We start from the raw sequence: 13,358 nt of genomic DNA on the forward strand, positions 1-13,358 counted from the left end.
ACAGAAAAAATCGATGACAGCCGCTAAAAATTTGTGATTTTACATCCACAATTGGGTTAACATGGTGAAAATAACTCAAAATTATTAGATTGCTAGGGAGAATCGAAAATGTCTCTGATGCGCTGGTTTAGTATTACTTTGCTCAGTTTGCTGATGATCGCCTGTGGTGGCGGTGGTTCGATTGAAAAAGACACCTCGGGAGGTGGCGGTACAAATACAGATTATGAACTGGTACTGAGTACAAGTTCAGCAAGTGGCGGAAGCCTCAGTATCAGTAACCCCATCACAATCACAGCAAAACTCACCAATGATGGTGCACCCGTTGCCAATAATCTGGTTAAATTTACTAATGACGAGTTTTCTGACTTCGCCTCTGTGAGTTCACAACTGACCGACAGCAATGGTGAAGCGAAAGTGACGATTATCGCCAATCGGTTAGGCGGGGCGGGTACCATTTCAGCCACTGCGGACGTGGGTGAAAATACCGTGAGTGGTTCAGTACCTTATGCCGCGACTGGTGATGGTGGTATTCAAATCGCGATGACGATTACCGGCTCAGATGGTCAGCCGATCAATGCGACTAATCCAATTAGCGGTACAGAGATTGCGACAGTCACCGCAGTCCTAACCGACAATGGCACGCCATTGAATGGACAGGTACTTGAGTTTTCTAAAGAGGCCGACAGCGAAGATCTACTTGTTACGAATGGCAACTCAAATGTACAGACTGACGCCAATGGTGCGGCACGTTTACTTGTCCAGGCAACGGACAAAGTGGGAGCAGGCTATGTTCAGGTTACCTATAACGAAGACATCAACGCCCGTATCGGATTCGAGTCAGCAGGTAACCCCTTTTACGATAAAGAGGTTTACGACCTGCGCGTGCAATTGGTTAACGCCGCTGAGCAAGCTTCCAGTGACTTGTCACTGGCTAATCCGTTGACGGCACAAATTCAGCTCACTTTGAATGAACAGCCCGTTGCAAACGCTGAAATCGCGGTTTCTGTTGAAGCCAGCGCGCGCTTTGCAAAGCCAACCGAGTCAGTCAGAACAGATGCGAATGGTCAGGCAGAAATTCAAATTTTCGCGACAGAAACAGCGACGGTTGATCAACAACTTGATGCGTTTACGGCAACTTACTCAGTGTCCGGTGATGAAGCAGCCAGAACCGTTGCCAGCTACGTTGGAGCGGGAGATGGTGGTCTGCAAATGACGGTCTCCGTGGTTGACTCTGCAGGAAATGCAATCACCAAAGAAAATCCCCTACTTACGGAAAGGGAGGGAAAAGTAGAAGTGAACCTCACACGAGATGGCGTGCCTGTCGCAAATGAGCTGGTTACTGTGGGAGAGTTAGTAAGATCAGTGATTGATGACGAAGCTGCACTTACTAATGACGACGGTGATGCGATTTTTAAACTCATTGTGAATAACTCCAAAGGTTGGGAAGAGTTTGATGTATCTTACGCCGGGCGAGCGTTAGCAACAGGCAGGTATTACTCTCAGGGCATTGTAGCGGGTGAAGGAATACAGCTTTTAGTCAGCGTCGTCGACGATGAGGACAATGCCATTAACCAGGAAAATCCTCTTAAGCCAGGTACGGTCACACGAGTGGTCGCAACTTTAACTAGAGACGGTAAAGCAATTGAAAACGAGTTGGTGACCATTTCCGGAGGGACTAAGGCGGTTACTTCCCCTTCTGATGGTGTGACGATCACTGATGGCAATGGCGAGGCCGTTGTTACGCTTATTCCAAATAAAATCATCGGGTGGGATCAGGTTTCTGCCTCCTACGGTAGTGGTGGTGCCGCTGTGACAGAAGTGGCGAGATACTACTCTGACGGTGACGAAGATTTTGGCGAAAGTGGTTACAAACTGCTTGTTTCAAGTTCGAATGCACAAGGCGCGTCAAATTCAGTGTCCGCTGCCTCACCTCTGACGCTGTCGGTTAACCTAACACTAGACAGTGATGCAGAAGAAAATGCGCGCATCCAGTTTACCGTTGATCAGTATGCTGACCTGGAAGACCCATTCTCAGGTGATATAGTAAAAACTTACTCGACACTTACAGATAATACCGGTAACACGAGTATCAGACTTGTTGATAACTCTACGTCTGGCGCGGGGTCAGTAACCGTGTCATTTATTGAAAACGATGCCGTGGTTGTGTCTAGTCGCCTTAACTTTATTAGTGCCGGTGATGGTGGTATCAAGCTGTCTGATATTTCTCTCGTTAACTCATCTGATCGTGATCAGAATATTGATGCAAGTACGCCGCTTAACGACCAAACAACAGGTATTGCAATTGTGACACTGACTCAAAATGGTGTGCCTCTGGCTAACAAGCCTGTGTTATTCACGACGGATAGCTTAGCAACCCTGAACCCAGCCAGCGGCTTAGTTCAGACTAACGCAAATGGTGTTGCAGAAATCACGGTATTGCCTACCGTAACATCTGGTTTGGGGCGTATAAATGTTGCCTATGAATTAAATGGGGTCACATATACAAGCGATGAGCCGAAATATTTTAACTCTGCCGGTGCGAGTAATCAAAATGAAGGGGATTACAACATTCAAGTCAGATTGCTGACTGGCTGTAATTCAAATTGGGATGAAGACAGAGAAACGGCGAAGTTGAACCCGTCTGAACCGTCAACAGGTTGTAATATCATTACTAACCTTGAGTCGACGGAAATTCCCGATATTTATGTCAGTATCACTGAGCGTCAGGATACTTCGAAAAACATTGCTAATGCGATCGTAGATATCACAACCAGCGTAGGCCAGGTGTTACCTTCTTCTGGCAGGGTATTAACTGATAGCCAAGGTGTTGCATTACTTAAGTTTCAACCGGGCAATGGTAGTGGTGCTGGCACCATTACTGCGTCGTATAGCGGAGAAACCGGCTCCCGTAACTTCTCTATTGGTCTGCAGAGTCTGTATTTAGACTTATCTGCGCCGCATGGTACTGATGAAGCCACGGCACTTAAATCCGGTGGCTCTATGGTCATTACCGCCAATGTTTATTCGGATGAAGCAAAGCAAAACCCGTATACGTTGCCTGTTGATGTAGAATTTAGTTCGACCTGTGCTGATGAAGGCACAGCAACAATTGATGCACAGGTGAGATCTATCAATGGCGTTGCCAGTTCAACGTTCAGGGCAAATGGTTGTAATGGTCTTGACACTGTGGTGGCGACGATCACATCTGGTGGTGGCGTAAATCAACCTGAGTCCGTTCAATTCAGAGTCTTGGAAGCTGAAGCGCAGGCTATTGCTTTTGTTTCCGCATCAAATGCGTTTATTGGTCTACCTCCTGGTATCGGGGGAGTACCAACAACTTCTGTACTAAAATTTAAGCTGACAGATACAGATAGTTTGCCATTAAAGCAAAAACGGATGGACTTTAAGGTCTCAGATCAATCCGGTGAAGCTTTGCTCGTAAACTATAGTAGCAGCACTGATAATGAAGGGGTTGCGCAAACTACTATCACATCAGGGATAGTGCCGGGGGCTCTGGTCGTTGAAGCCTGCTATGTCAAAGATGAGCTGTATAAAGACTTGCCGGACGGACAAAATGTAACGTGCTGGCAGTCGCAAATCGATCTTTGTGCCTCTCTCTCTGAATCTGAGCTCGACGAAGGAAAGTATGGCTGTGTCAAAGATGAAACATTAACCCTTATCCCAATTGCAGACCAAATCAATGCGGTGTCTTCTGGCGTTGTCTTGTCATCAGGTGTGCCTGATCAAAACAGTTTCGATGCCGCACCGACTAAAAATAATCTTAATGCATTGGACAACATCGGTGTAACAACGGATATCAATGTGTATTTTGGTGACCAGTTCAATCAGTTGTCGGGTGATAATATCGTTGCCAATGTGCTCGCAGAAGCGGGTGTAGTTGGTGCCATTGGCGGACCAGCAAGTAGCACCTATGAATGTCAGGCTGTTGACGGTTTGTGTGTTGTTCAATGGAGACGCCAGGGAGATATTCCGTTTAGTGACGGAAAATGGGGGAATACCCTCGATAGGGTTTGTGATACATATTTTGGACAGACTGCACCATGTATTGGCGGGTACCCCGCGAACAACTTAGATGGCAATCCGATAGTGCGAGGGGGTAGAGTATCTATTCTCGTTACTGCCAAGGGCCAGGAGAGCTTTGTTGATAAACCCAGTTCAGATGGAATAGAAAGAAGAAATGGTCGATTCGATCAGGGGGAATTCTATACCGCATTCGATTTGCCAGAAGCCTTTATTGATAATAATGAAGACGGCAAGTTCAGAAACTGTGACGAAAATGGGGAGAACTGCCAACCGGTGAGCTGTGACCTGCCTTCTCAAGATTGTGAACCCGGTAACAGCACTGGCGGGCATTTCGAAACCTTTAGTGATATCAACAACAACGGCGTATATGACAAAGCTGATGGTATTTATAACGGCCTGTTATGCTCTGAAGAGGCGATGAACGCTGATGGTGGTCCGTATTGTACAAGAGACTTAATAGAAGTACGTAAGACGTTTGAAATTGTCTTGTCGGGTAACATACCTTATGTCAGATTTGCGGTTCCCAAGACATATATGAATCCCGCCTACGCAACGGATCCGGTTGCTAACCCCGTCAGTTGTGATGGGACATCTGAGGCTTTGCTTATTGGGTTGGCGTCTCTCGAAGATTCGAATAGTGCTGATTACTGTGATATCGAACAAATAGACCTTACTCATGCTAACGTTGGTGCAACCACTTTTATTCCCGTACATATTTTCTATTCGGATATTAACGGCAACACGTTACCGGCTGGCACCACTATCACCATTACAACAAACAATGGTGAAGTCGGTGTGGGTAGCCTGACAGGCACTATTACCGACTCAACTGCAAGTGGTACGCTAGAGGCGGTCGTTTCGATTTCCAGAGAGGCAGCATCTAACAGCAGAACCGTCGGAAATATGACTGTCACCTTTACTATTCCATCAGCCAGTGATGATGGTGAATCTACAGTTCATACCAGAACGTTGAGCATTATAGACGCTGGCTAACAACGTCAAAACAAGGGCCAAATTATTGGCCCTTTTTCTTTAGCCCTTGAAATTCCTTTCATATCCGCTATATTCGCCCTTTCCATCAAGCAATCTATACGCCTGGGTAAATTAGCAACAACAATTGTTCATAAAATCACTGCTTGGCGAAAAGATCGAACGAAAAGCTTGTAACAATAGGTATTTGTGGATATACCTATATTTAATCGCGCCCAATGAAGGGCAACAACCAGACAGAAGTCAAATAGGCAGCTATGGGCAAATCGCTAGTAATCGTAGAGTCTCCCGCAAAGGCAAAAACTATCAATAAGTACCTGGGTAAAGACTACATTGTGAAATCCAGTGTTGGTCATATCCGTGATCTTCCAACCTCAGGCGCAGGTAAAACTAAAGGCCTGGCAACAAAATCTCCCGCTGAAGTGAGAAAGATGTCGCCAGAGGAAAAGGCTGAATATAGAAAGAAGAAAGATTACGCGAACCTGGTTGCCCGGATGGGAATAGACCCGGAAAAAGGCTGGGAGCCGCACTATGAAGTGCTACCTGGCAAAGAAAAAGTCGTACAAGAACTGGCTAAGCTCGCAGAAAATGCAGACACCATCTATCTCGCAACCGATTTGGATAGAGAGGGAGAGGCAATCGCGTGGCACCTTGAAGAAGTGATCGGTGCTGATGCAAGCAAATATAAACGTGTTGTATTTAACGAAATCACCAAAAATGCCATCACACAGGCGTTTGAGGCACCAGGGCAGCTAAACACTGACATGGTTTATGCGCAGCAGGCTAGGCGCTTCCTCGACCGCGTTGTGGGTTTTATGGTATCTCCTTTGTTGTGGCAAAAAGTCGCGCGCGGATTATCAGCCGGTCGTGTTCAGTCTGTGGCCGTTCGCTTACTGGTAGAACGTGAGCGTGAAATTAAAGCGTTTATTCCGGAAGAGTTTTGGGATATTCATGCGGACACAGCGTTAGCGGAACAAGACGTCCGCTTTGCCGTGACCAAGTATCAGGGTGAAGCTTTTAAACCACTGAACGAAACGCAAGCTAATAAAGCCGTTGCTGAGCTGCAAAAAGCACAGTATCAGGTTGTTAAGGTTGAAGAGAAACCCAGTAAGAGCCGTCCCAGTGCACCTTTTATTACCTCAACCATGCAGCAGGCGGCAAGCACCCGTCTGGGCTACGGGGTGAAAAAGACCATGATGCTGGCACAACGTTTGTACGAAGCGGGTTACATTACCTATATGCGTACAGACTCAACCAACCTGTCTAATGATGCGGTTGAAATGGCCCGTGGGTATATTCTGGATAACTTTGGCGACAAGTATTTACCTGGCGCGCCAATTAAATACAGTGCTAAGGACAATGCTCAGGAAGCGCACGAGGCGATCCGTCCTTCTGATGTTAAAATCCTTTCCGGACATGTTGAAGGCGTTGATGCCGATGCCAAGAAGCTCTATGAGCTTATCTGGCGCCAGTTTGTCGCTTGTCAGATGACACCAGCAGAATACGACCTGACCAATATTACTGTAGGGGCGGGCGATTACACGCTTAAAGCACGCGGTCGAGTGTTGCGTTTTGACGGTTGGACACGTGTGCAGCCAGCAGTACGTAAGAAAAACGAAGAGGAACAGGCACTGCCAGCTGTTGCGGTAGGTGATAGCGTGCAGTTGCAGGCGCTGGATCCAAAACAGCACTTTACTAAACCGCCGGCACGCTTTAGTGAGGCGAGCTTGGTTAAAGAGCTTGAAAAACGAGGCATTGGCCGCCCATCTACTTATGCGTCAATTATCTCGACCATTCAGGATCGTGGTTACGTGCGAGTGGAAAACCGCCGTTTCTATGCTGAGAAAATGGGGGAGATTGTCACCGACCGGTTGATAGAAAACTTCGACGAACTGATGGACTTTGATTTTACCGCCAAAATGGAAAATCGTCTGGACGAAATCGCTGAGGGTGATCGTGTTTGGACTCAGGTACTTGATAAATTCTACGCCGATTTCTCTAACCAGCTTGAACTGGCTGGTAAAGAGGAAGCCGAAGGCGGCATGCGTCAGAATGTCATGGTTGAGACCGACATCGATTGTCCAACCTGTGGTCGTAAGATGGGGATCCGCACGGCTTCTACCGGGGTATTCCTGGGTTGTACCGGTTACAACTTACCGCCAAAAGAGCGCTGTACAACGACCATGAACCTCATCCCGGGTGATGAAGCGGTTGATGCGGATGTAGAAGACGCAGAAACCGAAAGCCTGAGACAGATGAAGCGTTGTCCTAAGTGCGAAACCGCGATGGATTCTTATCTGATTGACGAAAAGCGTAAGCTACACGTCTGTGGTAATAACCCGGGTTGTAGTGGCTACGTGATTGAGGAAGGCAGCTTCAAGATTAAAGGCTATGACGGGCCGGTCATCGAGTGCGACAAGTGTGGCGCAGACATGCAGCTTAAGTCAGGCCGTTTCGGTAAGTACTTTGACTGTACCAGTGAAGCCTGCAAAAACACGCGTAAGCTGCTGAAAAGCGGTGAGCCTGCGCCGCCTAAAGAAGATCCGGTGCACTTACCTGAACTCCCGTGTGAGAAGTCAGAAGCTTATTTTGTGCTTCGTGACGGTGCATCGGGTATTTTCCTGGCTGCGCATACCTTCCCTAAATCCAGGGAAACGCGTGCGCCCAAAGTGGCTGAGCTTAAACGCTTCAGAGATCGCATTTCGCCTAAGTTCTATTATCTGGCGGATGCGCCAGAGCAGGATAGTGATGGTAATCTGGCCGTAGTAAGGTATTCTCGTAAAACCAAATCGCAATATGTGATGACGGAAGTCGAAGGAAAAGCCACAGGCTGGAAAGCGACCTACGAAAACGGTAAGTGGGTTGAGGAAGAGAAAAAGCGTAAGAGCGCTAAGTCCTAAATAACCAGTTTGATTACCCTATGATTGAAAACAAAAAGGCCAGCAAAAACTGGCCTTTTTTGATCTTTGAGTATTAGATGTCGACTTCTGTCACGGTCACGTAGCCGCTGGCAGATAGCTCCTCGTTAACACACTGCAAAACGTACTGACGTAGCGCATCGGTTGCAACTTCGTCATCCTGAGCCCATTCAACACACATTTGTGTCAGCTCTGCAACTAGGCTAGCTGGTGCACTTTGTAGTTGCGAGTCATCTGCAGCAACTGAGGTTGAAGTTAAAGTAGCGGCTAAAACGCAGCTCGCCAGGGCTGAAAATAGTTTCATTGATGTTTCCTTTTGTGTTTAGTGTAACGTTTCGTCACAGTGAATTTTTAAACTAAAACGCAAAAAAAGAACAACGAAATAAATCACTCTTAAAGATAAGTGAATGTGATTTGAAGATTAATCAGCTGTTTTTGATTAGGGAACTGCCGACATAACAATGATATACTCGAGTACATCTGACTTATAGAAGACCCGCCCGGGCACTGAAAAGGACGGTACAATGAAAAATAATCGCGGACGATTCCGCATGCTGCTCAGACACAGCCTGATTGCTGTTGGCCTGCTCAGTGGCACAGTCAGCCATGCCGACACAGCTGGCCTGACTCCTTGCTATGCCAAGGGACTTGCCGATCAGCTGCTGTGCGGCAGTGTGGAGCAGCCCTTATCGGAAAATAACAGTGAACAGATCAGCATACACTATGCAGTGATCCCAGCTATTAAACAGGTCCATCCAACAGAAGCCATTTTGGCATTCGCTGGCGGACCGGGACAATCCGCCATTGACGTTGCGGCCGTCTTTGCACGTGTCTTGCGTTATGCTCGCGAAGAGCGGGATATTATTTTGGTTGATCAACGTGGTACCGGTAAATCTAGTTTGCTTCAGTGTGACATGGATCCTCTTGAGGCGCAGTTTGCCTTTAATGACGATGCGCTGCCCATTTTTGAATATAGTCGTGAAGAAACCCAGAAGTGTAAAACTAAGCTTAATACTGATCTCAGCCACTTTACCACAGCTGCGGCAGTCAAGGATTTTGAAGCGGTACGCCTCGAGCTGGGATATAAAAAGCTTCACCTCTTTGGGGCGTCTTATGGTACGCGTATCGCACAAGAATATATGCGTCGCTACCCAGAGGCTGTGGCGAGTGCGACACTCGATGGCGTGGTACCTATGCAGCAAAGTCTGATTGCGATAGGCGAAGCCATAGATGACTCATTACAGGCGATATTCTCAGAATGTGCTGACAGCGCTGAATGTAACCGCCAGTATCCGCAGTTGGCGCAACAGTATCGGACGCTGCTTGACGCACTGATAGCGCAACCAGCGACGGTACAGGTACCACATCCCAGAATGCACAACCTCATTCCGCTGGTGTTGACACAAAATAAGGTACGTTCGGCCATTCGTATGGCGCTGTATAGCCATACAACACGTGCTCTGGTGCCGCTGGCCATCAGCGAGGCGGTAAAAGGCAATTATTTACCTTTGGTTGGACTGATGGGCAGTGATTCCGCATTTGGCTCGCTGGCGATGGGCATGCACAGTGCAATCGTTTGCGGCGAAGACTGGCCTGCACTCACCGCGCAAACTCGGTCGCGTTTTGCCAGCAGTTACTTTGGGCGTCTGATGATGGAGTCACTCGATGCCAGTTGTCCGATATGGCAGGTCAGCGCGGTCAAAAAAGACTTTTATCAGCCGCTCAGTACGGACATTCCAACCTTATTGTTGTCTGGCGGACTCGATCCCGCAACACCTCCAAGCTGGGCCGAGCTGGCCATGGTTAATATGACTAATGCACGTCATCTGATCGCTGATGAGGCAACGCATGGCGTGGCAGGGCAAAGTTGTGCCGATAAACTGGTTGCTGAATTCATCAGTCAGGGTGACCCCGACAAACTGGATGACAGCTGTTTAAAAAAGGCGACCGTCAGACGTTATTTTATGAATCCCAATGGCCCCGCAGTGGCAAGTCAGGAGCCGTAACATGATCAAAGTACACAATCTTAAAAAACAAATCGCCTCAGTGGACGCGATGGATGGTTTGAGCTTTAGTGCCGAAAACGGCCATATCACCGGGTTACTGGGTCCAAACGGGGCAGGTAAAACAACCTGTCTGAGAACCGTGTTTGGTTTGCTGCAAGCTGACGACGGGTACGCTGAGATCGATGGAATAAAGGTTCACGAAGATCCGATGGCTGCAAAACAACAGCTGGGTTTGTTTCCGGACCCATGCGGTCTCTATGAACGCCTGACACCCAGAGAATATATTGAGTTTTATGCGCAGTTGAGTGGCATGACGAAAACCGCGGCAAAAGCGGCGACTCAACGTGTTATCGAGCAGTTGAAAATGACAGACATTGCCGACAGGCGCTGCCAGGGCTTTTCTCAGGGTCAGCGAATGAAAACAGCACTGGCTCAGGCAATCGTACATCAGCCGCGCAACATCATCCTTGATGAACCGACTCGCGGGCTGGACGTAATGAGTACCCGTGTGCTCAGAGAGCTATTGCTGATGCTCAAAGAGCAGGGCCATTGTGTGCTGTTTTCAAGCCATGTAATGCAAGAGGTTGCAGCACTGTGTGACCATGTAGTGGTGATGGCAAAAGGTAAAGTGGTTGCACAGGGCACACCGGAACAGCTTTGTGAGCAAACTGGTAAGGCAAGTCTGGAAGAAGCGTTTATCGTGCTGATAGGCAGTGATGAGGGGATCGCGGCATGATGAGACAAGTCAATATCTTATTCAAAAAAGAACTGCTAGATGCGTATCGTGACAAACGTTCAGTGATGGCGGGGTTGTATTATGCGTTTGGTGCACCTATCGTAATGTGCCTGCTGTTCTCAATCTTGTTGCAACAAATGGCGTCGCCTGAAGCATTAAAAATTACCATCAAGGGAGCGGAACGTGCCCCGAATTTGGTTCAGTATCTGGATAGTGCTGAAATTAGTCACAGTGACGCGGACGATGTTAAGCCCATTCGCCTGGAGATAAGTGAAGACTATCAGCAGGATATGGCCCATGGCTGTAGTGCAACCGTAGTGATTGTTGCTGATAAGTCAGACAGTAAGCTGATCAAATCCGTGCGCAGGCTGGAAACCGCGCTATTGAGATATAACAGCGAAGTTGCGGGACTGCGTCTGGTCGCTCGCGGTATCGATCCTGGCCTGATGCGCGCACTGGACGTGCAGACGCACGACCAGGCTACCCCAGATGCTAAAGGAGGATTGTTTCTTGGCATCGTGACTTTGTCCATCATTATTGCAGTGTTTTACTCCGCAATGAATTTAGGCATAGACACCAGCGCGGGCGAGCGGGAACGTAATTCACTGGCGTTGCTGCTGAGTCATCCGTTAAGCAGTATGCAGATTGTATTGGCTAAAGTCGCCGCGATTGCCACTTTCTCTATTCTGGGATTAGCTCTGGTACTGGTGGTGTCTAAGTTCGCTTACGCTATGGTGGCCTGGGAGCAGCTGGGCTTTAGCATTACTCTGGATATTCGTTTTATTCTGGTGAGCTTGATCATCGGAATACCAATTGCCCTCATGTCGGCCAGTATGCTGATTTTTGTGTCCTTCATGGCTAAGTCATTTAAAGAGGCACAGTCATACGTCACTATGGTACTCATGGTGCCGGTTGGTCTGAGCATGATGACCAGTTACGATATCGCGACAGAAACTATCCAGTGGTTGCCGATTGCTGCGCAGCAATACGCTATGATTGAACTTATCAAAGGTAATGCGCTGCCATATGCGCCATTGGGCGTGGCGTCGGTTTTTACACTGGCATTGTTTGCGCTGTTTACTTACCTTAGTAGCAGAATGCTGAAAAGTGAAAAAGTGGTGTTTGGTTTATAACTCGCCCGAGCTGTTTGGCAATCATATCAAGCCGGCGAATATTAACCGGCTTGATATACAAGATAAAACACTGGCAGGCAGCTCAGTAGCCCGACAAAAAATATTTTGAAAAAGCCGTCTCGATTTTCAGTCAGGTGGGCAAGGCCAACGCTGTCTTGATCAGCCTGTTCGAACGGCTTGAAGTATCTGTATATCTTCATAATCAACAAACCAACAATAAACGGCACCACCACTACAGTAACCACCAACAACACTAAATACCAAGCTTCCGGTACTGTATTTCTCATGTTGTGTGCACCTTTACTATAAAAAAAGGTACGTTAGCAAAGATACATCTCTGTCTCAACCTACTTTCAGGTAATAAGTCGTAATGGCAAAAACGGCATTTTTAGACTCTACTGACCAAGGGGGCAATCAAGCGTCCGCATGCGCAGAGCAAATCAAGTTAAGGAGCAAGCAAATGTCACACGTCACACTAAAAAGAGTCAGGGGTTTAGGGGGAGAAACACTGTCTGAATATCGTACACGCCAGATGGAGGAGCAGCGCTGGAAATTTGTCAGGCAAGGTGTATCTGACGAAGATCTGAATAATAACTTTGAGTTTCTCAATGGTGCGGTACTTAATCGTGAGGCTAAAGAGCAACTACTACAGACGACTACCGGGCTGTTTGGCCCAATTCGTACTGGTACCATTGTACATTTAGACCCAAATGCCGATAACCTGGTGGTACCCAGTGAGCGGGCGCCATTGAATCCTGACGGCGACTTGATCACCCGACTGAACCAATATCATCATGACCGTACGGGTAAACCACCTGGGGCTGAAAACGCGCTTGCTGTCAGTGGCTTTTGGACAGCTGCAACTGATGGAGCAGGTATTGCTGGACTGGATGGCGCCTCTAACGTGTTCGGCAGTACGGGGCAACTGATTCTCAACCCAGCCTGCGCCGGAGAGTCGGTAGAACTCAAGTTTCCACTCTTACAGTTTGGTTCAACAGAACAGGAGCGCAACACTTATCTCGAAACGTTAGCGTATTATGGTGGAACCCTGCTTGAGCCGGGTGAAATGTTTGAATTGGGTTTTACCCAGGATTTATGGGGTATTCAGTACGATCAAAAACTACCAGAGTATGTCACGGAATATGAATTCAGCCCAATTAAAGGGGGTGGATTGTTTGTGGAACATCACCCTTTTCCACATATCTGGTTACCAGCAACAGGGGTCGATCCCGCGTTCAATGAGCCGACTGTGTCCAGAATATTACTTGGCCGCCGACTTGATAATACTCGGGAGGATGGATACTACCGAACAGTAACTACGGAGCAGTTCCATTTTACTGTATTTGAAGTACCGAATAATGGCAGTGCATTGGCAATTCGGCCTCAGTGTATTCACAACGATAGTTTTACGAAAGGCGCGCAGACAGTGTTCCTGGGGAATACCGCGGCAAATACTGTTGCGTTGCGCCAAAGTATGCCGGTAACTCAGATGGCTGTTGGTGGGACCCAAGTCGATAAACTGTCAGACTAG

General features: G+C 47.8%; 8 protein-coding genes. 6 read left to right on the plus strand and 2 right to left on the minus strand.

Going from position 1 to position 13,358, the window contains the following annotated elements:
* Positions 1 to 108 precede the first annotated feature (108 nt).
* Entirely contained in the window at positions 109 to 5,037 is a 4,929-nt protein-coding gene (locus CWB99_RS10005) for an Ig-like domain-containing protein (protein ID WP_138551288.1), read from the plus strand.
* A gap of 254 nt (positions 5,038 to 5,291) precedes the next feature.
* Positions 5,292 to 7,934: a type I DNA topoisomerase gene (gene topA, locus CWB99_RS10010; RefSeq protein WP_138551287.1), complete on the plus strand. Its 2,643-nt coding sequence runs from the start codon at positions 5,292 to 5,294 to the stop codon at positions 7,932 to 7,934.
* A gap of 73 nt (positions 7,935 to 8,007) precedes the next feature.
* Here topA and CWB99_RS10015 read toward each other — a convergent pair whose 3' ends face one another.
* Positions 8,008 to 8,256, minus strand: a complete 249-nt coding sequence (locus tag CWB99_RS10015) for a hypothetical protein (RefSeq protein WP_138551286.1) — start codon at positions 8,254 to 8,256, stop codon at positions 8,008 to 8,010.
* A gap of 220 nt (positions 8,257 to 8,476) precedes the next feature.
* On the opposite strand from CWB99_RS10015, the gene CWB99_RS10020 reads away from it, so the two are divergent.
* From CWB99_RS10020 to CWB99_RS10030, 3 genes are read left to right on the plus strand one after another with little or no spacing between them, the layout of a single operon-like run.
* Positions 8,477 to 9,958 carry an alpha/beta hydrolase gene (locus tag CWB99_RS10020; protein WP_138551285.1) on the plus strand — a complete coding sequence of 494 codons (1,482 nt, stop codon included), beginning with the start codon at positions 8,477 to 8,479 and terminating at the stop codon, positions 9,956 to 9,958.
* A gap of 1 nt (position 9,959) precedes the next feature.
* Entirely contained in the window at positions 9,960 to 10,694 is a 735-nt protein-coding gene (locus CWB99_RS10025) for an ABC transporter ATP-binding protein (protein ID WP_138551284.1), read from the plus strand.
* Positions 10,691 to 11,827 carry an ABC transporter permease gene (locus CWB99_RS10030; RefSeq protein ID WP_138551283.1) on the plus strand — a complete coding sequence of 379 codons (1,137 nt, stop codon included), beginning with the start codon at positions 10,691 to 10,693 and terminating at the stop codon, positions 11,825 to 11,827. The genes CWB99_RS10025 and CWB99_RS10030 overlap by 4 nt, the downstream gene beginning before the upstream one ends.
* Before the next feature lie 41 nt (positions 11,828 to 11,868).
* Here CWB99_RS10030 and CWB99_RS10035 read toward each other — a convergent pair whose 3' ends face one another.
* Complete coding sequence (locus tag CWB99_RS10035) at positions 11,869 to 12,114, minus strand: hypothetical protein (protein ID WP_138551282.1); 246 nt, start codon at positions 12,112 to 12,114, stop codon at positions 11,869 to 11,871.
* A gap of 173 nt (positions 12,115 to 12,287) precedes the next feature.
* On the opposite strand from CWB99_RS10035, the gene CWB99_RS10040 reads away from it, so the two are divergent.
* Positions 12,288 to 13,358, plus strand: coding sequence for a hypothetical protein (locus tag CWB99_RS10040; RefSeq protein ID WP_138551281.1), 1,071 nt, complete (start codon positions 12,288 to 12,290; stop codon positions 13,356 to 13,358).

Origin of the sequence: Pseudoalteromonas rubra (genome assembly GCF_005887095.1) — a bacterium.
Lineage (GTDB): Bacteria > Pseudomonadota > Gammaproteobacteria > Enterobacterales > Alteromonadaceae > Pseudoalteromonas > Pseudoalteromonas rubra_E.

Excerpts from the sequence above, each read along its gene's own strand:
- CWB99_RS10035 (WP_138551282.1), bottom strand. The coding sequence starts at position 12,114 with ATGAGAAATACAGTACCGGAAGCTTGGTATTTAGTGTTGTTGGTGGTT.
- CWB99_RS10030 (WP_138551283.1), top strand. The coding sequence starts at position 10,691 with ATGATGAGACAAGTCAATATCTTATTCAAAAAAGAACTGCTAGATGCG.
- CWB99_RS10040 (WP_138551281.1), top strand. The coding sequence starts at position 12,288 with ATGTCACACGTCACACTAAAAAGAGTCAGGGGTTTAGGGGGAGAAACA.
- CWB99_RS10020 (WP_138551285.1), top strand. The coding sequence starts at position 8,477 with ATGAAAAATAATCGCGGACGATTCCGCATGCTGCTCAGACACAGCCTG.
- topA (WP_138551287.1), top strand. The coding sequence starts at position 5,292 with ATGGGCAAATCGCTAGTAATCGTAGAGTCTCCCGCAAAGGCAAAAACT.
- CWB99_RS10005 (WP_138551288.1), top strand. The coding sequence starts at position 109 with ATGTCTCTGATGCGCTGGTTTAGTATTACTTTGCTCAGTTTGCTGATG.
- CWB99_RS10015 (WP_138551286.1), bottom strand. The coding sequence starts at position 8,256 with ATGAAACTATTTTCAGCCCTGGCGAGCTGCGTTTTAGCCGCTACTTTA.
- CWB99_RS10025 (WP_138551284.1), top strand. The coding sequence starts at position 9,960 with ATGATCAAAGTACACAATCTTAAAAAACAAATCGCCTCAGTGGACGCG.